This window comes from Flavobacterium sp. SP2 (genome assembly GCF_057626655.1).
On sequence record NZ_JBVHBT010000010.1, the window covers coordinates 13,445 to 38,451 of the forward strand.

The 25,007-nt window shown below is 32.5% G+C and carries 24 protein-coding genes; 8 read left to right on the forward strand and 16 right to left on the reverse strand.

The genetic code is table 11. From position 1 onward, the window contains the following. Nucleotides 1–5: 5 nt before the first annotated feature. From ACZ098_RS15850 to ACZ098_RS15885, 8 genes are all read right to left on the reverse strand, one after another. Nucleotides 6–617 carry a WbqC family protein gene (locus tag ACZ098_RS15850; RefSeq protein ID WP_487312741.1) on the reverse strand — a complete coding sequence of 204 codons (612 nt, stop codon included), beginning with the start codon at nucleotides 615–617 and terminating at the stop codon, nucleotides 6–8. 91 nt (nucleotides 618–708) lie between these two features. After that, nucleotides 709–2,316: a signal peptidase I gene (gene lepB, locus ACZ098_RS15855; RefSeq protein ID WP_487312742.1), complete on the reverse strand. Its 1,608-nt coding sequence runs from the start codon at nucleotides 2,314–2,316 to the stop codon at nucleotides 709–711. A 52-nt stretch (nucleotides 2,317–2,368) separates the two neighbouring features. Beyond that, entirely contained in the window at nucleotides 2,369–2,719 is a 351-nt protein-coding gene (locus ACZ098_RS15860) for a four helix bundle protein (RefSeq protein ID WP_487312743.1), read from the reverse strand. 89 nt (nucleotides 2,720–2,808) lie between these two features. After that, nucleotides 2,809–3,510, reverse strand: coding sequence for a 4-hydroxy-tetrahydrodipicolinate reductase (dapB, locus tag ACZ098_RS15865; RefSeq protein ID WP_487312744.1), 702 nt, complete (start codon nucleotides 3,508–3,510; stop codon nucleotides 2,809–2,811). A gap of 54 nt (nucleotides 3,511–3,564) precedes the next feature. Beyond that, a complete protein-coding gene (locus ACZ098_RS15870) occupies nucleotides 3,565–4,128 on the reverse strand; it encodes a DUF5683 domain-containing protein (protein WP_487312745.1) in 564 nt (187 codons plus the stop codon). Beyond that, nucleotides 4,128–5,027, reverse strand: coding sequence for a ParB/RepB/Spo0J family partition protein (locus ACZ098_RS15875; RefSeq protein ID WP_487312746.1), 900 nt, complete (start codon nucleotides 5,025–5,027; stop codon nucleotides 4,128–4,130). Before ACZ098_RS15875 ends, ACZ098_RS15870 begins: the two co-directional genes overlap by 1 nt. Nucleotides 5,028–5,041: 14 nt before the next feature. Further along, nucleotides 5,042–5,809 (reverse strand): ParA family protein, encoded by a 768-nt coding sequence (locus tag ACZ098_RS15880; RefSeq protein WP_487312747.1) that lies wholly within the window; start codon nucleotides 5,807–5,809, stop codon nucleotides 5,042–5,044. A 203-nt stretch (nucleotides 5,810–6,012) separates the two neighbouring features. Then, nucleotides 6,013–6,894: an SDR family oxidoreductase gene (locus ACZ098_RS15885; protein ID WP_487312748.1), complete on the reverse strand. Its 882-nt coding sequence runs from the start codon at nucleotides 6,892–6,894 to the stop codon at nucleotides 6,013–6,015. Nucleotides 6,895–7,042: 148 nt separating this feature from the next. On the opposite strand from ACZ098_RS15885, the gene ACZ098_RS15890 reads away from it, so the two are divergent. From ACZ098_RS15890 to ACZ098_RS15905, 4 genes are all read left to right on the forward strand, one after another. Next, nucleotides 7,043–10,327, forward strand: a complete 3,285-nt coding sequence (locus ACZ098_RS15890) for a DUF2135 domain-containing protein (protein ID WP_487312749.1) — start codon at nucleotides 7,043–7,045, stop codon at nucleotides 10,325–10,327. Between the two features lie 433 nt (nucleotides 10,328–10,760). Further along, nucleotides 10,761–12,152, forward strand: a complete 1,392-nt coding sequence (locus ACZ098_RS15895) for an RtcB family protein (protein ID WP_487312750.1) — start codon at nucleotides 10,761–10,763, stop codon at nucleotides 12,150–12,152. 171 nt (nucleotides 12,153–12,323) lie between these two features. After that, nucleotides 12,324–13,025, forward strand: coding sequence for a peptide chain release factor H (gene prfH, locus ACZ098_RS15900; protein ID WP_487312751.1), 702 nt, complete (start codon nucleotides 12,324–12,326; stop codon nucleotides 13,023–13,025). Nucleotides 13,026–13,059: 34 nt separating this feature from the next. After that, nucleotides 13,060–13,599: a tetratricopeptide repeat protein gene (locus tag ACZ098_RS15905; RefSeq protein WP_487312752.1), complete on the forward strand. Its 540-nt coding sequence runs from the start codon at nucleotides 13,060–13,062 to the stop codon at nucleotides 13,597–13,599. 36 nt (nucleotides 13,600–13,635) lie between these two features. Here ACZ098_RS15905 and ACZ098_RS15910 read toward each other — a convergent pair whose 3' ends face one another. Both ACZ098_RS15910 and ACZ098_RS15915 read right to left on the reverse strand, forming a co-directional pair. Beyond that, nucleotides 13,636–14,631, reverse strand: a complete 996-nt coding sequence (locus tag ACZ098_RS15910; protein ID WP_487312753.1) for a nucleotidyl transferase AbiEii/AbiGii toxin family protein — start codon at nucleotides 14,629–14,631, stop codon at nucleotides 13,636–13,638. Nucleotides 14,632–14,633: 2 nt separating this feature from the next. Continuing rightward, nucleotides 14,634–15,236, reverse strand: a complete 603-nt coding sequence (locus ACZ098_RS15915; protein WP_487312754.1) for a DUF6088 family protein — start codon at nucleotides 15,234–15,236, stop codon at nucleotides 14,634–14,636. Between the two features lie 577 nt (nucleotides 15,237–15,813). On the opposite strand from ACZ098_RS15915, the gene ACZ098_RS15920 reads away from it, so the two are divergent. Genes ACZ098_RS15920 through ACZ098_RS15935 form a run of 4 tightly spaced genes read left to right on the forward strand, consistent with a single transcriptional unit; the run spans nucleotide 15,814 to nucleotide 19,616 of the window. Further along, nucleotides 15,814–16,755, forward strand: coding sequence for an SMODS domain-containing nucleotidyltransferase (locus ACZ098_RS15920; protein WP_487312755.1), 942 nt, complete (start codon nucleotides 15,814–15,816; stop codon nucleotides 16,753–16,755). A 1-nt stretch (nucleotide 16,756) separates the two neighbouring features. Beyond that, nucleotides 16,757–18,358 (forward strand): ThiF family adenylyltransferase, encoded by a 1,602-nt coding sequence (locus ACZ098_RS15925; RefSeq protein WP_487312756.1) that lies wholly within the window; start codon nucleotides 16,757–16,759, stop codon nucleotides 18,356–18,358. A gap of 3 nt (nucleotides 18,359–18,361) precedes the next feature. Further along, complete coding sequence (locus ACZ098_RS15930; protein WP_487312757.1) at nucleotides 18,362–18,820, forward strand: Mov34/MPN/PAD-1 family protein; 459 nt, start codon at nucleotides 18,362–18,364, stop codon at nucleotides 18,818–18,820. Further along, nucleotides 18,813–19,616 (forward strand): DUF6602 domain-containing protein, encoded by an 804-nt coding sequence (locus ACZ098_RS15935; RefSeq protein WP_487312758.1) that lies wholly within the window; start codon nucleotides 18,813–18,815, stop codon nucleotides 19,614–19,616. The genes ACZ098_RS15930 and ACZ098_RS15935 overlap by 8 nt, the downstream gene beginning before the upstream one ends. Before the next feature lie 55 nt (nucleotides 19,617–19,671). Here ACZ098_RS15935 and scpA read toward each other — a convergent pair whose 3' ends face one another. The 6 genes from scpA to udk all read right to left on the reverse strand — a co-directional run bounded on the left by scpA (nucleotide 19,672) and on the right by udk (nucleotide 24,982). Next, on the reverse strand, nucleotides 19,672–21,852 hold the full coding sequence (scpA, locus tag ACZ098_RS15940; RefSeq protein WP_487312861.1) for a methylmalonyl-CoA mutase: 2,181 nt from the start codon (nucleotides 21,850–21,852) through the stop codon (nucleotides 19,672–19,674). A 7-nt stretch (nucleotides 21,853–21,859) separates the two neighbouring features. Continuing rightward, entirely contained in the window at nucleotides 21,860–22,150 is a 291-nt protein-coding gene (locus tag ACZ098_RS15945) for a type II toxin-antitoxin system RelE/ParE family toxin (RefSeq protein ID WP_487312759.1), read from the reverse strand. Then, nucleotides 22,140–22,376 carry a hypothetical protein gene (locus tag ACZ098_RS15950; protein ID WP_487312760.1) on the reverse strand — a complete coding sequence of 79 codons (237 nt, stop codon included), beginning with the start codon at nucleotides 22,374–22,376 and terminating at the stop codon, nucleotides 22,140–22,142. Before ACZ098_RS15950 ends, ACZ098_RS15945 begins: the two co-directional genes overlap by 11 nt. A 25-nt stretch (nucleotides 22,377–22,401) precedes the next feature. Next, nucleotides 22,402–23,772 carry a methylmalonyl-CoA mutase subunit beta gene (locus ACZ098_RS15955; protein WP_487312761.1) on the reverse strand — a complete coding sequence of 457 codons (1,371 nt, stop codon included), beginning with the start codon at nucleotides 23,770–23,772 and terminating at the stop codon, nucleotides 22,402–22,404. A 229-nt stretch (nucleotides 23,773–24,001) separates the two neighbouring features. After that, on the reverse strand, nucleotides 24,002–24,355 hold the full coding sequence (locus ACZ098_RS15960; RefSeq protein ID WP_487312762.1) for an FtsB family cell division protein: 354 nt from the start codon (nucleotides 24,353–24,355) through the stop codon (nucleotides 24,002–24,004). A gap of 18 nt (nucleotides 24,356–24,373) precedes the next feature. Next, complete coding sequence (gene udk / locus ACZ098_RS15965; RefSeq protein ID WP_487312763.1) at nucleotides 24,374–24,982, reverse strand: uridine kinase; 609 nt, start codon at nucleotides 24,980–24,982, stop codon at nucleotides 24,374–24,376. Nucleotides 24,983–25,007: the final 25 nt, after the last annotated feature.

The following is a 25,007-nucleotide window of genomic DNA, read 5'->3' on the forward strand; positions in this document are numbered from 1 at the left end:
CGCTGTTATAATTTTTGATTTTTTAAATAATCTTTGGCGTATCGACCTTCGTTAAAAAGTAAATCTAAAATACTTAAGTTGTTTAAAAATCCATGTTTGTCACCAAAAACCTGAGTATAACTTTCTAATTGGGTTTGGTCTTTTTTTCCATTTGCTAAATTTCTATAATCAGTAAAATCAGTTGCTTCATGAAAGTATTCAATCGTTTTTTGGAATTCAAACGAAAGTCCCAAACATTTAGAAACAACAGCAATTGTTTCAAGATTTAAATCTAATAAGAAAGTGTGTTTTTTTTCAAAAATCGGACGAATGTCATCTTCAAAATATTCGAAAAAAGGAGAGCTGCGATAGGCCGCATCAAGCGATTTAAAATGTTGTTTTTGCCAATCGAAAGCTGTTTCAATTTTAATGTCGCGGGTTTTTTGGTGTAATTCTCTACTGTGTTTTACTGGTATGTTTAGCATTTGCAGTCCATTTGGACTATAAATATACATTCGGTTTCGGTTGGTTTGCTTCTGAAAATTATCATCAACTTCGAAAGTAATTGACTCTGCATTTGCCATTGTAACAAAATTACTAATGGAAGGGAAATAGGTGGGCTGAAGGAGAATATTCATTGCTTATAGTATTAAAATAAGTTGCCACAGATTCACAGATTTTTTCATCTTCGAATCTGCGGCAAGTAAATTCCTAATTTAAAATTGAGTTTTAATTTTCTTTTTTCTCTTTACGTTTTTTCAAGAAATAATCAATTCCAAAATACAATGCAAGCGCAATCAAGAAATACTGAAAATACGATTGTGGTTGACCTTCACCATTTACGGTTGTAAACATTCTATCCCAACGAATTTTATTAATTCCTTTACCATTAGAATCCCAACTCATCCAAATGAAAATTGGTTTTCCAACTATATGATCTTCCGGAGTATATCCAAAGAATCGGGCGTCTAACGAGTTGTGTCGGTTGTCTCCCATCATCCAATAGTAGTTCTGCTTGAAAGTGTAGGTGGTTGCAATTTTATTGTTTACGAATATGTCATTTCCAACAACTTTCAAATCATTACCTTCGTATTCATTGATTATTTTTTTGTAAAAAGGCAATGTTTTTAAATCCAAATTCACTGTTTTTCCTTGTTGCGGAATGTAAATCGGACCAAAATTATCGCTAGACCAATTGTTAGTTGTAGACGGTTTTCCATCTTGGAAATCTGGGAAAACACCATCTTCTGGACCTTTATGAACTATTCTTGTCACACTTGTAATTCCTGGAACTGTTTTTAATCTCGCAACACCTTCTTCGGTTAGAGCTTGGATAAATAAAGTATCGCGTTGTTCATTTCTAAAGATGACACCATCTGTAACATGCATGTCTTTTAGTAGATATTCAAAGTCGATATTGGTCTTTCCGTCCAAAGCAACATTATAGGAATATTGTGGTTTTGCACGTTCAGGTAAAATTAATTCCTTACCATTTATGAATACAATTCCGTTTTTAATTTGCAAAGAATCACCAGGAATACCTACGCAACGTTTTACATAGTTTGTTTTTTTATCTTTAGGTTTATCATACCTTCTGTCCGCTGGTAAATACATATTGTACAAAGTATCTGCAGGCCAATTGAAAACTACAATATCATTATTTTTGATTTTTTCATAACCCGGAAACCTAAAGTAGGGAAGTTGCAATTTGTTTTTCCAAGAAGTTGCGTCGTGATCGTTGTATAAATAAGACCTTGTTTTAAGTAACGGTAAAGTATCGTGAACCATCGGCGCAGCAACTGCGGTCATTGGCGTTCTAGCGCCGTAATTTATTTTACTAACAAACAAAAAGTCGCCAATAAGTAATGATTTTTCTAAGGATGATGACGGAATTGTAAATGGTTGAATAAAATAGGTGTGAACAATTGTTGCAACTACAATTGCGAATAGCAATGAACTTACAGTATCGCCTGTTTTGGTAACAGCAATAGTACTTCGATCTTCAATATATGTAACATTTTGTGTGTAATTTATGTAATAAATGTACAATCCAAAGGTTACAATTCCTAAAATGGTATCGGTAGTAGAGTTTTTTCCAAAGCTTCGTAAAGTTTCAACCCAAACAACTGGAAACATAATCAAGTTGATGACAGGAATGAATAATAAAAATGTCCACCAAGTTGGTCGGTTGATAATTTTCATTAAAATAATAGAATTATATACAGGAATAAAAGCTTCCCATGATTTTCTTCCTGCTTTTTCATATAATTTCCAAGTTCCTAATCCGTGGATTAATTGAACTATTAAGAAAAAAACAAACCATTGATATGCTGTCATAATTTTTTGTTTAAGATTTAAGAAAATAGAAAATAGAGAAAAGAAAACAGACTTACTTCAGTCCATTTTGAAACGACATTGTCATTCTTTGAAACTCTTCTATTTTATTTTCTAATTTTTCAAATGTAATTTCTGTTATATATTTTCTGTGTTTTGAAACTATTAGTTGTGTTGTTAATTCAAATGATGATCCTAATGAATAATCTATAAAATTACTAAATGATTTATTTGTTCTCGAAGAACCTTCTGCAATATTACTTGGAATTGAAACTGAGCAACGACTAATTTGTGAACTTAAATCGTATCTTTCGTGCTTTGGAAAGTCAAGTAAAATATCGGAAATATCATTTGTAATTTCAATACCTAATTGCCAAATTTTCAAATTTTTATAATTGTGTCTCATCAAAATTATTCTTTTCTCTTTATTCTCTTCTCTTTATTCTCTTCTCTTTATTCTCTTCTCTTTATTCTCTTCTCTTTATTCTCTTCTCTTTATTTTAAATTTAAAACGTCTTTCATTGTGAAAACACCTTTCTTTCCAACCAGCCATTCAGCAGCTATTATTGCTCCAAAGGCAAATCCTTCTCTATTGTGCGCTGTATGTTTTATTTCAATTGTATCTTCATTGGAAGTATAGAAAATAGAATGCGTTCCAGGAACTGATTCTATTCTTTTAACATCAATAAATAAATCGTCAGATTTTGGATTATCAATACTCCAATCATTTTTATCGGTATGATTGATTATCGAGTTTGCTAATGATATTGCGGTTCCGCTAGGTTTGTCCAATTTCTGAGTATGATGAATTTCTTCCATTGAAACTTGATATTGATTGAATTTTGACATCAATTTGGCCAAATAATCATTCAGTTCAAAAAATAAATTTACACCCAAACTGAAATTTGAACCATAAATAAAAGCTGAATTTTTTTCATTGCAAAGCGCTACCATTTGGTTGTAATTTTCCAACCAACCTGTAGTCCCAGAAACTACTGGAATTCCATTATTAATGCATTCAGATATATTATTCGCCGCGGCTTCTGGAATACTAAAATCAATTGCAACATCTGCATTAAGTAGCCCTTCAAAAGAATCGGTTCCACCTTTTCGTAATACAATTTCATGACCTCTTTCTAAAGCAATTCTTTCAATTACTTTACCCATTTTTCCGTATCCTAATAATGCTATTCTCATAAAGTATTGGTAGAAAGTTTACTTATTTGTTACACTCTTAAAAGTTAAAGATTTCTAAAAGTTGTACGTAAAGGTCAACGCTAAATTTTGTCTTGAGGTAAGATCATCTTGTTGCAAATCGGGTTTTAAAGAGAGGTTATTGTTGATGTTGAACTGAATTAAATGCGCATCAACATTAGCATCAACAATGTTTAAGATGTATAAACCAACAGTTACAAGTAGTGATAAATCGCGGTTTTTTTGGTAAAATTTTTGCCCAGCAATTAAACGGTTTTCATCAAGAAAACTTAAATCATCACTAGGTTCGTTTGCTAATCTCTTTTTGTAAGCATCACGATATTGGTGGTATTTTTTATTGTTCCAACTATAAAAATAAATTCCTGATCCTATGGCACCATAAACAATTGGAATTTTCCAATACTTCTTGTTATAGGCTTGTCCTAATCCTGGAAGAATTGCAGAATAGAATGCTGCTTTAGCTGGAGCTAACGGATTTATTTGATCCTTTTTTACAACAGTTGAATCCTGAATTACCAGTTCATTTTTTAACTCTGTTTGCGAAAAAACTGATGTTCCACAGAAGAGTAAAAAAAATAGTATGTAAAGTAAGTTTTTCACTAACCGTTAATTAGTTTAATGATACGATTAAAATCTTCTTCTGAATGAAATGGAATTGCAATTTTCCCTTTACCATTTCCTGCAACTTTTACATCAACTTTGGCGCCAAAGAAGTTGGTAAACGCTTTCTTTTGATCTTCAGCAATTGTGAATGATGCTCCTTTATTAACTTTAGTTGCAGCAGGTTTTAAACCGTCTTGATGTTTTTTTACCAACGCTTCAGTATCACGAACTGAAAGATTTTGACTCACAATTTTTTGGTAAATATCAGCTTGAATGTCTTGATCCTCAATAGTAATCATCGCGCGGCCATGTCCCATCGAGATAAAGCCATCACGAATTCCAGTTTGAATAATTGGATCTAATTTTAAAAGACGCAAGTAGTTGGTAATTGTGGAACGTTTTTTACCAACACGTTCGCTCATTTGCTCTTGAGTTAATTGAATTTCATCGATTAAGCGTTGGTACGAAAGCGCAATTTCTATTGGATCTAAATCATGTCGTTGAATATTTTCAACCAATGCCATAACCAACGATTCGTTATCATTTGCAATTCGAATGTAGGCAGGTACAGTTTGTAATCCTATTAATTTTGAGGCACGCAATCTGCGTTCACCAGAAATTAATTGGTATTTGTTAAAATCTAATTTTCTAACAGTAATAGGTTGAATTACACCTAGTTCTTTTATAGAAGTTGCAAGTTCTTTTAACGATTCTTCATTAAAATTACTTCTTGGCTGAAACGGATTAATCTCGATAGTTTCAAGATCAAGCTCAATTATATTACCAACAACTTTATCTGCATTTTTATCATCCACCGATTTGATATCGTTTTCTGGATCTTTTAAAAGTGCTGATAAACCTCTTCCTAAAGCTTGTTTTTTTACTGCTTGTGCCATTTAAAAATCTATAATTAATTACTGTTTTTTTTAATAATTTCTTCTGCTAAGCTAATGTAATTTGCTGCACCTTTGCTTGTTGCGTCAAAATTGATAATGCTTTCGCCAAAACTTGGCGCTTCGCTCAGCTTAACATTTCTTTGAATAATAGTTTCAAAAACCATATCGTTAAAATGTTTTTGAACTTCTTCAACCACTTGGTTTGAAAGTCGTAAACGTGAATCGTACATTGTTAGTAATAAACCTTCGATGTCTAATTCAGGATTATGAATTTTTTGAACACTTTTTATGGTATTCAATAATTTGCCTAAACCTTCCAATGCAAAATATTCGCACTGAATTGGTATCACAACAGAATCGGCAGCAGTCAATGCATTAAGTGTAAGCAAACCCAATGATGGTGCACAATCAATAAGTATGTAATCGTATTTATCCTTAATCGATTGTAAGGCTTGTTTCAGCATGTACTCGCGATTTTCTTTATCGACTAGTTCAATTTCAATAGCTACAAGATCAATATGTGCAGGAATTACATCTACATTGGGAGATGATGATTTTATGATAGCCTCTTCGGGAATGTTGCTGTGTTCCAGAATTTGGTACGTTCCAATTTCTACACTTTCAACATCTATACCTAATCCTGAACTCGCATTAGCTTGCGGATCGGCATCTATCAATAACACTTTTTTCTCTAAAACACCTAGTGATGCTGCGAGATTGATTGAAGTTGTTGTTTTTCCAACGCCACCTTTTTGATTAGCAATTGCTATGATTTTACCCATCTAATTCTTAAAAATTTTGAGTGGTAAAAATACAATTTTTTATGGTTCGTGAAAGTGTTATTTGTTAACAATGTTGTAATTTTTGAATTGTAAGAGTAGAATAAAGCGAAAAGAATATAGAATACAAGGAAATTTAAAAAGTCAGAACGAAAATTTTCATTCTGACTTTTTAATTAAATAGTCATTATTATAACTATAAACTTTTATTTACTTCCTTTATTTTTAATCATGGCTTCAAGCATGTCCCACATTTCAGGTGGAATTTGCTCTAGCATATTAAATTCTCCAGCTCCTTGAAGCCATTCGCCACCATCAATTGTTACCACTTCACCATTCATATAAGCCGAAAAATCAGACACTAAATAGGCCGCTAAATTGGCCAATTCTTGATGGTTTCCTACTCTTCGTAAAGGTACTTTTTTAGTCATATCAAACTTAGATGCTAAATCGCCAGGCAATAAACGTTCCCAAGCACCTTTAGTAGGAAATGGACCAGGTGCAATGGCGTTCATTCGAATTCCGTACTTTGCCCATTCTACTGCCAAACTTCTTGTCATGGCTAACACACCAGCTTTTGCAGTCGCACTCGGAACTACATAACCCGAACCTGTCCAAGCATAAGTCGTTACAATATTTAAAACTACAGCCGACTCTTGTTTAGTAGCAATCCAATGTTTTCCCAATGCTAATGTACAGTTTTTAGAACCTTTCAAAACAATATCTATTATGGTATCAAATGCATTGGCAGATAATCTTTCGGTTGGTGAAATGAAATTTCCAGCAGCATTGTTTAATAAAACATCTACTTTTCCAAAAGTTTTTAAAACTTCGGCAAGCATGGCTTCGACTTGGTCGTAATGACGTACATCACATTGCAATGCCAAACATTTACCTCCATTTTCGGTAGTAAGTTCTTCGGCTGTTTTTTGAAGTTTTTCTAAATCACGAGAAGTGATGGCTACATTGGCACCCAATTCTAAAAAATACTGCGTCATGGCTTTACCCAAACCACTTCCACCACCGGTTACTATAATTACTTTGCCTTTTAACGCGTCATCGCGAAGCATTTTTGCTGAAAAATCCATATAAATTTAATTTGTTGTTCAAATATAATCAAAATATTTATTATGCACGCATAGTAATTCAATTTTAATTTTTCATTTTCCAACCTTTTTTAAAAAACTTCGCTCTTAGCTACTATACAAGTTTTGATAAACAATTAAAAATAATATTATGAAAAACATACTTCTAATTTCGCTATTATGGATTGGATTTTTTGTACAAGCGCAAAGTCCGCAACTCAATGTAAAAGGTAAAGATTCTTCGTTAGTGCGTTTGAGTCAATTGAAAGTCAATGTAAAAGTGGTAGGGAATATTGCTTACACAACTACCGAAATGCACTTTTTTAATGGAACCAACCGTCAGATGGAAGCCGAATTGATGTTTCCGTTGCCCGAAGGTATTTCGGTTTCTAGATATGCCATTGATATTAATAATAAAATGCGTGAAGCTGTTCCTGTAAATAAAAACAAAGGTAAACAAGTTTTTGAAGCTATCGAACACCGTCGAGTTGATCCAGGTTTGCTAGAAAAAGTAGAAGGAAACAATTTTAGAACTCGAATTTATCCCTTAATGCCAGGCAAAGAACGCATTGTAATTATTGGATATGAACAAGAATTAAGCAGTTTTGATGCTACGCATTTATCCTATCAAATGTTGAGCAGTTATCCTGTTCAGTTGGATGTTTTTGAGTTGAATGTTGCCATAATTGGTGCTTCATCTGAACCAACAATTACTACCGATGAAGGTTTGCTTGCCTTAGAACATTTTAATCAGAGTTATCAAATTTCGATTAAAAAGAGCAATTACAAACCCAAAGATAAAATGTTGATTACCATTCCAATTCGTGCTGAAATTCCGAGTGTCGTGGTACAATCTGTCAATAATCAGCATTATTTTTATGCGAATACGATTCTTGAGAACACTAAAATTCATAAGAAAAATCCAAATTCTATTGGTTTGCTTTGGGATGTTTCCTTGAGTTGTAAAAAGCGTAATTTGAAAAAAGAAGTACAACTGTTAGATGCTTATTTTTCGGAACTAAAAAACGTAGAAGTTACATTATATTTAACTGGTTATACTTTTGAAAAAAAGAACAGTTATAGTATTAAAAATGGCGATTGGTCTGCTTTGAAAGCTATTTTAGAAAATACAGTATATGATGGTGGAACGCGTTTTTCTAAAATTAAATTACCTGTTCATGATGAGTATTTATTTTTTACTGATGGATTGTCGTCGTTGAGTGCAAATATCTTGCCTGCAACTAAAAAACCAATTTACACCATTAGTTCATTGGTATCATCTGATTATGCTTTTTTAAATTATAATGCTATAAAATCAGGTGGAAATTTCATCAATTTAAACGAATTGAAAGTTGCCGATGCCTTAGATAAAATGGTTTTTCAGAATTTAAAATTCCTTGGTGTTAAAGATAATTATTTGGTTACAGAAATGTATCCAATGGTTGGAACTCCAGTTTCTGGAAGTTTTAGTATGGCAGGAATTTCATTGAAAGCTACTAACGAAGTTGTGTTGCAATTTGGATATGATGCAACTCCAATTTTAGAAAAAACGATACTCATTGATGCATCAAATCAAGCTTCGAATGAAGTAAATATTGAAAAACTTTGGGCACAAAAAAAGATAGCTTATTTAGAAATTCAGTACAAATTAAATGCGGATGAAATTGAAATGATGGGCAAAAAATACGGAATTGTAACTCAAAATACTTCCTTAATTGTGTTGGAAAGTTTGAACGATTACATTCAGTATGATATTGTTCCGCCAGCCGAATTGCGTGAAGAATTCGATCGACTTTTACAACAACAAATTACTAATGCACAAGCCAAAAAATACAGCAATTGGGAAAATGTAGCCGCTTACTACCAACAGCTTTTAACTTGGTGGAATCAAGACACAAAATATAGTGTTCCCAAACCAGTTCCAGTCGTAAAACCAATTAAAATGGTTGGAAATATTCGCGGAGTGGTATCTGATAATTCTGGTGGATTGCCAGGAGCAACTATTGTCGTAAAAGGAACAAAACGAGGTGTTGTAACCGATATCGATGGAAAATTTGCGCTTAATGCAAGACAAGGAGATGTTTTAATAGTTTCATATATTGGAATGGAAAATACGCAAATAAAGATTGGACGTAAAACAAACTATACTATTCAATTAAAAGAATCTAATTCAAATTTAGAAGAAGTTGTTATTACTGGATATGGTGGAGTGAACCGAAATGATGAAGTTGAAAAAGGGATAAATCAAGAGTCTATAGTTGGCGCAGCAGGAATTAGTCGCAAACGAGTAAAGAGTATCAATGAATATGATGAGGAATTTAAAAAAGAAGCAATAATTACATATTCAGCACAAAATGTAAAGGCTAATGAAGTTGAAAACCCTAATGTCGTCCATGCATTAACAGGAAAAGTTTCAGGTCTTCAAATTTCAACTACAAATAATGGAACTAGAGTTTCGAATACTAGTTGGGCAACATCAGATACCATTTCAAATGAAAACGATTTTGAAGGTTTTGTCGAACTAGAAAAAACCAAAGTCACACAATGGAATCCAGATAGAGTGTATTTGAAAGTTTTAGCAACAGTTCCAGCCGATAAAAAGTATGCCGCTTATTTGCAATTGCGAAATGATGAAATATCAAATCCGAATTTTTATTTTGATGTAGCCAATTATTTTTATGACAATGGAAACAAAGAAAAAGCCTTGCTAGTATTGAGTAATATTGCCGATTTAGGATTAGAAAACCATCAATTGTACAAATCATTAACCTATATATTACGCCAATGGGAAGCATATGATGATGCTTTATTCACAGCAAATCAGGTGGCAATTTGGAGAGCACAAGAACCACAAGCACATCGTGATTTAGGATTGACATTGGAAGACAATAAGCAATATCAAGCAGGTTTTGATGAATTAATAAAAGCGCTTGAAGTGAATTATTATGGTGAAATGAGCGGACAATATGCTGGTGTTGAAGATATTATTTTGATGGATTTAAACCGAATGATGCAAGAACACAAAAGCATTAAAACCGATAAATTAGACAAAAAATATTTGAATAAAATGCCAATCGAAATTAGAATAATCTTGAATTGGAACCAAATGGACACGGATATCGATTTGCATGTAATTGAACCAACAGACGAAGAATGTTATTATGGCCACAGAGATACAGAAGCTGGCGCAAGATTTTCTAAAGATTTCACACAGGGTTATGGTCCAGAACAGTATTTATTGCGCAATGCTGTAAAAGGAAAATACATCATAAAAACCAATTATTTTGGCGAAAGAACGCTAACAGAAAATGGTCCAACCACAGTTATGGTTGAAATATATACTACTAAAAATGGAAAAACTGAACGAACATTGCAAACCATTCAGTTAGGAAAAGTAAAAGAAAATCAAAATTTGGCAGAAATCACAATAGAATAGTTAGGTTAAATTGGTTAATGTGGAAGCAGCTTTGAGAGAAATTTCAAGGCTGTTTTTTTGAGTTTAAAATATTTTTAACAAAAAATTAGGAAAATCAAAAAATAAAATTAAATATTTGCACTAGAAAAAATTAATAATCATTTAAAACGAAGAAAAATGTTTGTATTCAAATCATTCTCACAAAGCTTCACACCGGTAGGAACTGGTGCAGCACTTCTTCGTGGCTTATTTCAATCATAGAAATTTACTTTTATAATATATGAAAAAGCCCGAAGATATTTAGTTTCGGGCTTTTTTGTATTTATTCTAGACTCTTCACAAAATTTTTCCCGAACAAAGTTCATGTACTCTTTCCCTAATCGGAACGAGATGTCTTGCCGTTTTTTTGCTTTTGCAGAAATAATCGCACTATAAATAACAATGTTAAAAAATCATGGGAAATAAATTAACTGGAAGAGATCTAATAAAATTAGGCTTTCCAAAGAATAACAGTATCAATATTGCTTTAGGACAAATAAGCAGATACCGAAAAAGAGAAAAAAAAGACAGTATCATTAACGAAGCCAAAGACGTGCTTTTGCATCCTGAGAACTATAAAAATAACGGGACTTGGGGCAAAGTAGCCGAAGGATTGGTCAACCCAGTGCAAGTACGCATGCATCAATTGCAAACTACACGAGCGCCATTCTCCATATTTGGTGAAAACGAAATCGACGAACAAGCCAAATTTCAATTGTATGATGCGTTAAAGTTACCGATTTCAGTTGCCGGAGCGTTGATGCCCGATGCACATTCGGGTTACGGATTGCCCATTGGCGGCGTTTTAGCAACAGACAATGCGGTTATTCCATATGGCGTTGGTGTTGATATTGGCTGCCGAATGAGTTTATCGATTTTCGATTTACCCGCGTCGTTCCTTAAAGGAAAAGACCATCAATTGCTAGCCATTTTGAAAGATCATACCAAATTCGGAATGAACGAAACGCACGCCATAAAAGCCGATCACGAGATTTTCTCACGATCCGAATTTCAAGATATTCCGTTGCTGAAAAGTTTGCAATCCAAAGCATACAAACAACTCGGAACATCTGGCGGAGGCAATCATTTCGTTGAATTCGGAATCGTGCAATTGGACACACCATTACCCGAGTGGAAGTTAGAAGCAGGAAGTTATTTCTGCGTTTTATCACACAGTGGTTCACGCGGAATGGGTGCCAACATAGCAAAACATTACACGTATTTGGCAACAAAACAATGTCCGTTACCTAAAAATGTACAGCATTTGGCATGGCTCGATTTAAACACGCACGACGGTCAGGAATATTGGTTGGCAATGAATTTAGCCGGCGATTATGCCAAAGCCTGTCACGATAACATTCACAAACGAATCGCCAAAGCCATCGGAAAACGCATTGTGGTAACCATAGAAAACCACCACAATTTCGCATGGAAAGAGCAAGTCAATGGGAAAGAATGCATCGTTCACAGAAAAGGCGCAACGCCAGCGCACGAAGGAACACTTGGAATAATTCCGGGTTCGATGACTGCGCCAGGTTATATCGTCATGGGAAAAGGAAATACCGAGTCATTAAATTCGGCTTCTCACGGAGCCGGACGTTTGTTTTCTAGAGCCAAATGCAAAGCCAATTTCACGCCAAGTCAGATTAAAAAAATCTTGGCAAATCACGAGGTGCAACTCATCGGAGGCAATGTAGACGAAGCGCCAATGGCGTACAAAGACATCCATAAAGTTATGGCTTTGCAAACCGAATTGGTTACTGTTTTAGGAACATTCACACCAAAAATCGTGCGAATGGATAAATAAAAGTGGAGTGGTTTTTTTATTAGAAGCGAATGGCTCGGGCTTTATCAGCCATCCCTGTTCCTGCTGCTGGAACTCGCTTTGTCCCGATAAAAATCGGGCCAAGAGCTCAAACAAATTCCAGCATCAGGGCTATTAGAAAAACCATTTTAACTTTTGAAACTATTTAAAAAAATGGACAAAATAATTCAAATAACAGCAGGTCGCGGACCAGCAGAATGCACTTGGGTTGCGGCTCAAGTGCTTAAAAAAGTGTTGGAAGAAGCACAAGAAAATCAATTGGAAGTCAAAGTGCTACAACGAGAATCCGGACAAGAAAACGGAACAGTTGCTTCGGCTTTATTAATGCTAAAAGGAAAATCAGTAAATCAGTTTATAGCATCTTGGTCAGGAACCATTCAATGGATTGGACAAAGCAGTTTTAGAAAAATGCACAAACGCAAAAACTGGTTTATCGGTATTTTTGAAATTGAGAGTTTACAAATAAAAACCATCTCCGAAAAAGACATTCAATACCAAGCAATGCGAAGTTCTGGCGCGGGCGGACAACACGTCAACAAAGTGAGTTCGGCAATTAGAGCAACACATCTTCCAACAGGAAAGAGCGTTGTGTCAATGGATTCACGTTCGCAACACCAAAACAAGAAATTGGCAACCGAGCGATTGATAGAAAAATTCAAGGTTTCCGAATTGGAACAGATAAAACAGCAAGTAAGCAACCAATGGGAAAACCAATTGAATGTACAACGCGGTAATCCAACACGAACGTTCAAAGGTTCTGATTTTAAAAAAGAGAAAGTAGTAAAAAGCTACAAATCAGAACGACAGAAAGCAAAAGAAGAATTAACAAAAAATATCAAACAGATTAGCGACTAATTACTAGTCACTAATCACTAATTACTAATAAAAAATGAAAACAGTAGATAAATATCTTTTTCAAGCCTTGGATAACTATCCGTATTGGTTGGAAGGAACCATCGAATCCTTAGATTATGCTTTGTCGTACAATGATAAAAACGTAATGGCTTTGTGTTTGTATGGTAGAATTCAAACCGAACAATTGCACGATTACGAAGAAGCCAAACGTTATTTTCAAGAAGCTTTGGCTATCGATATTCATTCGGTTGCAGTTTATCCGTATTATCTGGATGCCTTACTTTTAAACGAAGATTATGATGAAGCATTGAAATTAATCGAATTTGCTTTGACCATAAAAGGCATCAACAAAGTAGCAATTATGCTTAGAAAAGTATTCTTATTAGAACAACAAAAAGAATTCAAGAAAGCAGTAAAATTGCTAAAAGAGATTAAACTTTTACTAACGGCAAACGACAATTCCTACGAAGTAGAAGAAACCGAAAAGCGACTAAAAGCTAAATTGGAATTGCTAGAACCAAAGAAAAAAGCAAAAGCTAAAAAGGATGGCGACAGGAAAAAGAAGAAGAATTGATTGGTAAAGAGCGATAGGTTTGTCGCTCTTTTTTAATTATAGATTATTAATTTCTTTGTTTAATGCTGTCAACTTCATAATCAATTCATCAAAGGAGTCGGTTTTTCCATAAAACATACTTTCTTGCATGTCTTTATAATCTTTTCTCCAATTTTCTATTATATTTTCAGAAGGAATAAAATTTAAAGTTTTGGTATTATGTTTAGTGTAATCAACCCAAGGTAAATTTGTTATCATTGCTCTATGAGTAACAATAGTTTGGTATAATTCAGTATTGTTTAATGCTTGTTGCGAATAATTTGAATCCATCAATTTTGAAATATCATACAAATGCCTTGTCATTCGTTCATGTCTGATTTTATTTTCATCTGGCTTTTGAAACTCTTCATGTAATAAAAATATTTTTTCTAAAAAAGTTCTTGTTGGTAAAACTGTCGGAACACTTATTGGTTTATTAGAAAAAGGTAAATTTGGATAAACTTCATCAATAAAAGAAATAACTTCTCTATTTTCAAATGGATTACGTAAGGAACGCGAACTTATTTCTATCAAAATTCTAGGTTGTAAATAAGGAATAGTTTCAGTCAATGATTTATATCGTAATTCAATACTTATTGGATCAGTATCTGACTCTTCAAAATTGACTATGCTTAATTCAAAATCTTTGACATTATTTTCTTGAAGCTCTTTTTTTAATTCATGCATAAAGATTTCACTAACAAATTTCGCAGATTTTCTTCTTAAATTTTTTACTTGACTTTTAGTAAGATTACCGTCAAGATTAAAAAAAGACCGGTCTAATGCTAAATCAATATCTTCTGAAAAACGTTCAATTAAATTATAGGATTTACTTAATGATGTTCCTCCTTTAAATAATAGATAATCACTATATTTTGTTTTAAAAACTGCTTTTAAAGCAATTACAACCCACCAATCTTTTTCAATAGCAGTTGGTAGTAATCCTTTTTTAATACTGACTTGATTAATGATAATTCTTCTTTCATCTTCCGATAAATTAAACCATTCCACCATAATTATTGTTTAATAATATTTTTAATGATTTCGGCAATCCAAACTGGTGCTAACTTTATATCGTGTTTAATATCATCAAGATGTAAGTTTTTTATTATTTCAGTGATTTTTTTTAAAACTACATCATCAACTTTATCGATTCCTAATTCTTTTAATGCTTGAATGACTAAAACGATTGTTTCATTTTTTGCCGATAATAATTTGGGAGCTGCTTTTTTAAACTTGATACTATATTTATCATGTACTTTAATTGACCTTGGTGCGCCATCGGTCAAATAAACTACATTCATAGGAACTTGATTTGACAATCCTAATTTATTTAAGGCTTGATTTCCTGTTGGAATAATTCTAGCTTTATCTCTTTTTGCAATCGCAATGGCAATTTCGTCTAGTGTTGGATAAAGAACACCTAACACTTTATGTTTTTTAGGATATAAATAAACTCCATGGCTTAACCGAATTAAAAATGACTTATCTTCCAATCGCTTTAATGCTTGCCTAACTGAAGTTGAAGTGCCAAATTTGATAAAATCATTTGGGAAAAATAATTTTCCACGCTTATGATTTGAAATCGATTTATTAATTTGATTTTCAATAGATTCCATAATTTTTATTTAGATAATCTGTCACAAATATAGCATATAATTGTGACAAAAAAATAAATAAAACTGGATTTTTTATTTTGTGGTAGCAAGAGATTTCGTAGAGCTTGGGTTTAAGCAAATTTATTAAAAGCTACATTGATTTGTGGCTTTTTTATGCCTTTAAACTGCTAAAAATAAGATGTTTGGCAGACTTTATGTTTTCTACTGAAAAAATGTCAGAAAAAAAACACTCTTGTCAGTTTTTATAAAATTGAAAAAAAATGTCAGTTTTTCAGATGAAATACAAATTTTTATCGATTAAGCGTAAGTTTTTTTCTAGAAGTATTTTAATATTTTTTTTGTAAGGATTATTGGCACAATTTGTGAGAATAAAAAAAGAGTCCGCCGAACTCGTAATTCAGGACTCTTTTATAGTTTTTACAAAAATTCCTCCAATAGAAAGAATGGAGAAGTTTTTATTTGGAGGTGCAAATCTATTCTATTTTTTTTCTCCTGCAAATTTTTTAACGGTTTTCTTCTCGGTCTTATACTCAATACCGACCAATAATTTTGAGTAAAATTTTAAAAAAGAAAGAAAATGAGTTTTAGTAAAGCTGATTATTTAGGAAGTGTCATAGAGACACACAAAATGAAACATATCGATGCATTATTCGATAAGTTCAAAGAAAAAAGGAAGGAAATTAAAGAAAAACTTGAAGGTAAGTATGAAGAAAAAATTTATGCTCCGTTTAATTCAGGTTCTTATGCAAAGCACACGGCAATCAATTCCAAATTTGATTTGGATTTAGTTGTTCCTTTCAAAAGAAATTCCTTTTCGACAATTGAAGATATGTTCAATGATGTCTATGATTTTTTGAACGAAGAGTATAAAAGTTTAGCATATGTTAGAAAGCAAAAAGTTTCAATAGGTATTGAATTTTATGCTGATTCTGATGGCGATATTATTCAAATAGATATTGTACCAGGAAGAGAATTGAGTAAGGATGCATATCCTAAAGATTATTATTTAAATATAAATATCAATACTTATGACGAGAATTATACACAAACAAATATTCATGCTCAAATTGAAAATATTAAAGGCAAACAAGATGCGAGACAAATAATTCGACTATTAAAAATTTGGAAGTATCAAAAAAATAAGGATTTTAAATCTTTTTTCATGGAACTAATTGTTATTAAAGCTTTAAATAATAAGATTGTCTCAGGAAATCTTTGGGAAAAACTCAAAGTTGTTTTAGAATATATCAAAGATGAAATTACCAAAGAAAATTTCACTTTGAAAGATCCAGGAAACTCTAGTAATGATATTGCAAAAACTCTAGACAGTTATCAAAAAAACTCTTTAAAAAATGACTTTCAAAATATTCTTGATAATGTTGAATTAAATGAAGAAAATTTAAAAAACTATTTTAAAGAAAATGAAAAGTATAAAGAAGTGGAAACTGAATCAAAAAACAGTTATAGAATTAATAATTCTTCAAGTGCGATAATTCCACCAAGTAATCAATTTGGATAGAATGGAAAAAAAAGTATTTGATGTAAATACAGTTTTTCAACAGTTCACAAATAACCTCAAAATAGTAAAAGATTTTGAGGTTGTTGATAATATAATCAAGGGTAAAATTGAAGTTATATGCCAAGTTAAAGAAAATATAATATTTGATGTTGAAGTAAATTTGAATTATCCTTTAAAAACTGGTAAAACTGAATCAATTACATTTTACAATAATTATTTAAAAAAGTTTGCTCATATAAATTATGATGGATCAGTTTGTTTTCACACTTTAACAACGCCTCATTTAAAATTAAAACTTGAATCTGACATTAAAGCATTATTAGAATGGACTGATAAATACTACATTAATGAAGTAAACGATAATCATTTTGAATATTTATTTTACGAAAATCAAGAGATTAATCATGTGTTTTTATTTTGTGATACTGATTCTAAGCCTAAAGAAAATGATTTTGGCTTTTTTTATTTCACACAAAAGAATAATCTAAGTTTAAAAAACACCTATTTAGTTCAATGCTTAAAAAGTCAAAAAGAAAAGTTAAACATTGTATTTAGTTGGAATAAACACAATAGTGAATTTAAAAATTCTTTCAAAGGTTTGTATTTCATTTCTGATAGAGTTCCAGTTTATTATAGAAATTTTTCGTTTAATAATTGGATTGATTTTGAAAGTACTTTTAATAGTCCTTTTCTAAAATTTCTAAACGATTCGGTGAAAAATATTGATAAGAAAGATTTAATAGATGGGAAATATTTTATATTGTTATTTGGATATCCAATTGGGAAAGGAAAAATAAATTTTGAAACAATAAAAATTGATTATTATGACATTCCTGTTTTTAAAGGAAAAATATTGAATAGAAAAATAACTTGGTTTAAAACTGTTGATAGTTCTTATGAACTGTTTTTTGGAAGAGGAAAGCTGCATGAAAGTTTATCTGATGGTAAAATACTTTTAATTGGAGTTGGAGCAATAGGAAGTAATTTATCGGAATCTCTCGTTCGCGGAGGTTGTAAATTTTTAGATTTTTTTGACAATGACAATAAAGAGATTGGAAATATCTGTAGAGCTAAATATAATTTTTCACAAGGAGAAACAAAAAAAATAGATGAGTTAAGTCAAATTTTATTTGAAATTTCACCTTTTGTGAATATTACAAAATTTGATTATTCAATTATTCCTTTACTGTCAGACGATTTAAAATTAAGATATTCAAATTTTCTAAATAGTTATGATTATGTAATTAATTGCACTGCAAATAATGATGTTAATTTAATTCTTGATGATTTAAATATTACAACAAACATGATTACGATTTCTATATCTAATAATGCAAATGAATTGGTATGTATTATTGGAAATGAAAATATATATGAGGAAAATTCAAAAATTTATAACACTATCAAACAGGATTTAGATGATTTATTTTTCCCTCAAGGTTGTTGGAATCCTACTTTTAGAGCATCTTATCATAATATTAGTGCTCTTTTAAATTATGCATTAAGTAATATTAATTATAGATTGGAAAAAGCATTACCATTAAAAACTTTTATGTTGGAAGTGAAAGAAGAGGAAAACTATATAATTAAATTAAAAGATTAATCAATGATAAAATCTAATAATGTAATTGGTTTAAAGATTGAATACGATGTTAATCTTTTAAATGAATTGTTGGATGTCGCTTTATTACATTATCCAAATGAAATTGGAGGTTATTTATTAGGTAAATATTCTAATGATAAAAGTAAGGCAATTATAGTTAAACAAATTGTTGCTTCGGATTATACAAATTCGCCTGTATCATTTAAACACATTGTTAACCAAGAAACTAAAGAAATACTAATTCAAATTTTTGAAGATGAGCAGATTCATTATCTAGGTGAATGGCATACACATCCTAATTCAGATTCAAGATATAGTCAAACAGATTTTAATGCTTTAAAAATAATTGCTAAAGGAGATGTTGAAAATCCAGTTTTATTAATTATTGGTTTTGATACGAAAGGGATTAGAGATTATAGTTTTAATGTGTTTTTTAATAAAAAAATTTATAAATATGAGTAAAATTATTTTAAAAGATTTATTTAAGGGTTTGCAAAATCAAATGGTTGATCAATTATCAACAAATATAAAATATATTTCTCATCCAGGTTCTAAAGGTGATGCTCTAGAAAATGTTTGGATTGATTGGTTAAGAAACTATCTTCCTAGTAGATATTGTGTAGATAAAGCGATAGTTATTGATTCTAATGGCGATACAAGTCACCAAATGGATGTCGTTATTTATGACCAAATGTACACGCCGTTTGTCTTCAATCAAAATGGATTTAAATATATTCCAGCAGAAGGTGTTTATGCTGTTTTTGAAGTTAAACCAGAGTTGAAAGGGCATATTGGATATGCAGGAAAAAAGATTGAAAGTGTAAGAAAACTTAAGAGAACATCAGTAGGTATTATTAATGCTGGGACAAAAGGAAATGGAAGAGCATTAACAAAAATAATCGGAGGAATTTTAGCAAGTACAAGTAAAGTATCAAAGATAACTATTGAAAAAAATTTAAGATCTCTAAAAGGTTTACAAACCTTGGAAATGGGTTGTGCTGCCGATTTTGGTAGTTTCTATGTTGATTATAAAGGATTTGAACAAGATGTTAAATCAATAGATTATATGAAAAGTATTAATGAATATTATGATAAAAGAAATTTTAATAAAATTGTTTTTAGTAATGATGATAATTCTATGATTACGTTTTTTCTTCAATTAACGCATTATTTACAGCAGGTTATTGGTACAGTTGCTTCAATAAACTTAAATGAATATTCGAAAGCTGTTGGATTTACTATTGATGAGAATATTTAATTAAAAACGCCAACTTTTCAGTCGGCGTTTGATATATAATTTGTGGTTTATTAAATCAATCCTCCATCAAAACTTCCAAAATACTAATCGCGGCTTCACTAATTTTAGTTCCAGGACCAAAAACGGCAACGGCTCCAGCATCAAAAAGAAATTGGTAATCTTGCGCAGGAATTACGCCACCAACAATGACCATAATATCTTCGCGTCCGTATTTTTTTAGTTGTGCAATAACTTGTGGTACTAAAGTTTTGTGTCCGGCAGCAAGAGAAGAAACTCCAAGAATATGAACATCGTTTTCTACGGCTTGTTTCGCAGCTTCGGGAGGCGTTTGAAATAATGGACCAATATCCACGTCAAAACCTACGTCGGCATAACCTGTGGCAACAACTTTCGCACCACGATCGTGTCCGTCTTGTCCCATTTTGGCAATCATAATTCTAGGACGACGGCCTTCTTTTTTGGCGAAGGCATCGGCTAGTTGTTTTGCTTTTTCAAAACTCTCGTCGTTTTTTATTTCTTTACTGTACACACCGCTAAAACTTCTAATTTGTGCTTTATATCTACCGAAAACTGCTTCTAAAGCATCACTAATTTCACCTAATGTGGCTCTATTTCTTGCTGCTTCTACTGCTAAAGATAACAAATTATTCTCATTTTTCTGCATGTCATTCCCGTGCAAACGGGAATCTTTCGTATTTTCATTTGTATTGCCTTTTGCAGCAACTGTTAATTTTGCCAAACATTCAGCAACTTTGGTGTTGTCGCGAGTGGTTTTTATTTGTGTCAAACGCTCAATTTGTTGCTTGCGCACCATATCGTTATCGACATCCAAAATCTGTAATGGATCTTCTTTTTCTAATCTGAATTTGTTAACACCAACAATAATATCTTGACTGCTATCAATTCTGGCTTGCTTTCTTGCCGCAGCTTCTTCAATACGCAATTTCGGAATTCCAGCTTCGATGGCTTTCGTCATTCCGCCCAATTCTTCTACTTCTTCAATTAGTTTCCACGCGTTTTGTGCAATTTCGTTGGTCAAACTTTCTACATAATAACTTCCAGCCCAAGGATCGACCGTTTTGCAAATTTTGGTTTCTTCTTGTAAAAATATTTGGGTGTTTCTGGCTATTCTAGCGGAGAAATCGGTTGGTAATGCAATGGCTTCGTCTAAGGCGTTGGTATGTAATGATTGTGTTCCGCCAAAAGCGGCTGCGGCTGCTTCAATTGCAGTTCGAGCCACATTATTAAAAGGATCTTGCTCGGTTAAACTCCAACCCGAAGTTTGGCAATGTGTTCGCAAAGCCAATGATTTTTCGTCTTTCGGACTGAATTGTTTTAGCAATTTTGCCCACAACATTCGTCCGGCACGCATTTTGGCAATTTCCATAAAATGATTCATCCCAATTGCCCAAAAGAACGAAAGGCGAGGAGCGAACTCATCGATTTTCATTCCGGTTGCTAAACCAGTGCGAATGTATTCTAAACCGTCGGCTAAAGTGTAGGCCAACTCAATATCGGCAGTTGCTCCAGCTTCTTGCATGTGGTAACCCGAAATAGAAATCGAGTTGAATTTTGGCATTTTCTTGCTCGTATATTCAAAAATATCTGCAATGATTTTCATCGATGGCGTTGGCGGATAGATGTAGGTATTTCGAACCATAAACTCCTTCAGAATATCATTTTGTATGGTTCCCGAAAGTAATTCTGGTGCGACACCTTGTTCTTCGGCTGCAACAATATAAAATGCCATAATTGGTAAAACCGCACCATTCATGGTCATAGAAACCGACATTTCGTCTAGTGGAATTTGGTCGAATAATATTTTCATATCTTCCACCGAATCTATGGCAACACCAGCTTTTCCTACATCTCCAAAAACGCGTTCGTGATCAGAATCGTAACCTCTGTGTGTGGCTAAATCGAATGCTACAGAAAGTCCTTTTTGTCCTGCGGCAAGATTTCTTCTGTAGAAAGCGTTACTTTCTTCGGCAGTTGAAAATCCTGCGTATTGGCGCACTGTCCAAGGACGACGCACGTACATTGTGGCATAAGGTCCGCGCAAATTGGGGGCAAAACCAGCACCAAAATCTAAATGCTCTAATCCTTGAATGTCTTCTTTGGAATAGATTTTCTTTAAATCGATGTTTTCGGCAGTGTGGAAGTTAGTTTGATTACTTTCGACTTTCGACTTTCGACTTTCGACTAATTGTATATGTTGTATGTCTTTTCTCAAAATCTTAAAATTAAAAGATGTTTAGTTTGCTGTCTCTTGATGAATGGTAAATTGCTTTAATAACTATCAATTTATCGTAAACTGTGAAATGTATTAAATATGGAAATTTGGAAATCATTATTAATCTAACATCTTCATATCGAATCTGATAGTGTAGAGGATTCTTTTTAATTAATGCCAAACTTTCTTTAAATGATAAATTGAATCGTTCTGCTAATTTTGGGTTAATATCCTTGTACCATTTTAAGGATTTATTGTAATCAACTTTAGCTTCATCAATTATTACAATTTTATAAATCATTCTCAATTTCTTTTAAAAAGTCATCAATGTCTGTTACATTTTCTGGATTTTTAAGATATTTTTCAGTTCGTTCCCTAACCTCATTTATTTGCCATTGTGGAATAGAATATTCTTCATTTTGCGATGGTAAAACTATAACATCTACAAATTCGGCATTAAAATCTTCAGGTAAAACTATACTAATGGTATGGTTTTTAACTTTTACAGTTTGTCTTATCGCTTCCATTGTTTCTTTTTTATAAAGTTATGAATTATTCTGATGCTAAACGTTCTTGCTCTAATTTCTCAGCCAAACGTTTTTCAATGATTGGTACAATCAACGTCTTTCTCGGATTTTGTTTTACAAAAGGATATAATTCTAAATCGTGCTTCATTTTGTCATTTTTGTTAGGATATTTGTTGGTTCCTAATAAAATTTCTTTTCCGCTGTCGAATAATTCTTGTTCTTTTTGAGCGCTTTCGCTGATTTTTTTCTGAATGTTTCCCTCGGATAATTGTTTTATAAATCCACCGCTTGCTTCAATATCTTTAAAAAGAACTAGGGCTTTTTCAGCTAATTGTTTGGTTAAACTTTCAATATAATAAGCGCCATCGGCAGGATTATTTACTTTATCAAAATAACTTTCGTGTTTTAAAATAAGCAATTGATTTCGAGAAATTCTATCTCCAAATTCGTTGTCTTTATGATATAATGCATCGTAAGGTAAATTAGCAATTGCGTTGGCTCCACCGAGAATTGCCGACATACATTCGGTTGTGGTGCGAAGCATGTTTACGTTGTAATCGTATAATGTTTTGTTGCGTTTGGTTGGTGTTACAACGATATGACAATCGAGATTATGATTGTATTCGGATGCTAAAGTTGTGAATAATAGTCGCAACGCACGAAGTTTTGCAATCTCAAAAAAGTAATTAGTTCCAACAGAAATTTCTATCGTTATAGGTTGATTTATGGCCGGAATTCTGTTGAAATATTCATTCACATGTGCTAGAGTGTACGCTAATTGTTGTACAATATTGGCTCCAGCGTTTTGGTAAACTTCTGCATTGATGTTTAGAAATGAACTTGTAGTATTTTTAGCAATTTGATTTAGTTTTTCAAAATCTTTTTCTGAGTTTTCAAACCAATTGCCGTCTTTACACAATTGTCCGATTGCATCTAATTGAATAATGAAATGGGCATTGTTTTTAGTAGCAAAGTCATTTAATTTACTAACGAAATCGATTGAGAGAAATGGCAAATAAAAAGAATACGTCACTTTTTCTAAAGGAAGATTTAGCATTAAATCTGCAATAGAAATTGTTTCATTTTCAATTGTGAAACGTATGCTTTCTGCTCCGCGATTCAAGCTGTCACTTGCACGTTCGTTCGATTTTTTAACATCGTGAACGAATATGTTTTGCTGAATTGAAAAGGCATTTTTTGGCGTGTTAATTGAAAGTTCAGATGTGGTTTCAAATTCGTCGCTGTGGTAAAACGGTTTTACTTTGATGCCTTCTGGACTTTCCCAAACAAGCGTTTCGTTATAGTCGGCGCCTTTTAGTTCGTACTGAATTTGTTGTTTCCATTGCTTGGAACTTACGCTTTCAAAATCTGAAAAAAGTGTGTTTTTTGTATTCACAAGTATGTTTCTTTTTAGTACTTCAAATGTAGCTTAAAAAAATATTTTTTTAGGATAAACCAATTCGTTTTTTGCAAATTAGATATATATCGAAGTTATTTATTTCGAATTTAATTTTTAGAAGAAATATCTTTTAAAATGTGATTTCTTGTTTAGAGTTTATTATTTAGCCCTGATTGCAGCAGTTACCGTGTAACGCGGAAAGCAGGAATTGCGTTGGTCGAAATGCCTACTGATTGGCTTCTAATAAACTATCTTTAATTCTATCTTCTTCGATGTCAATTATATAAATGTCTTCGCTGTCGCGCTTCATGTAATATTTTTCACGAGCGTATTTTTCTATTTGACCTGGATTTTTTAAGCTTTTGATGCTTTTTTCATCTTTGGCAATTTCGTCTTGATAGTATGTTTTATTGTCTTCCAATTCGTCTATTTGCTTGTTCAAAACTTGATGATCAAAGAACGAATAGTTGTCCAGAAAAATCATCCACACCAGAAAAAATAGGGTAACCAAGGTGTATCTGCTTCCTAAAAATTTTAGGAATGGATAGTTGGTGATGAGGTTATTGAACCATTTTTTCATTGTGGAAATGTACAAAAATTATGTCAAACGTTGGTTGATTACGGCACGAACTACATCGATGGCAACGGTATTGTATTTATCGTTTGGAATAATGATGTCGGCAAACGCTTTAGTTGGCTCGATAAACTGCTGGTGCATTGGTTTTAAGGTTGTTTGGTAACGGTTTAAAACTTCTTCCATATCGCGACCACGTTCTGCAATATCACGTTTTAAACGACGAATTAATCGTTCGTCTGAATCGGCATGAACAAAAACTTTGATGTCGAACATGTCTCTGAGTTCAGGGTTTGCTAGGATTAATATTCCTTCTACAATCATTACTTTTCTTGGATGCGTAGAAATGGTATCGTCTGTGCGGTTGTGTGTTACAAACGAATACACTGGCTGATCTATGGTTTCACCGTCTTTCAAAGCTTTTAAATGTTTGACTAAAAGTTCAAAATCGATGGCTCTTGGATGGTCAAAATTTATTAAAGCACGCTCTTCAAAAGCTAAATTGTGGTTGTCTTTATAGTACGAATCTTGTGAAATTATTCCGACTTCGGCTTCTGGTAATTCGTTCATAATTTGATGAACTACAGTTGTTTTTCCTGATCCTGTTCCTCCAGCAATTCCGATGATAAGCATACTTTTTGTATTAAAATTTTACTTA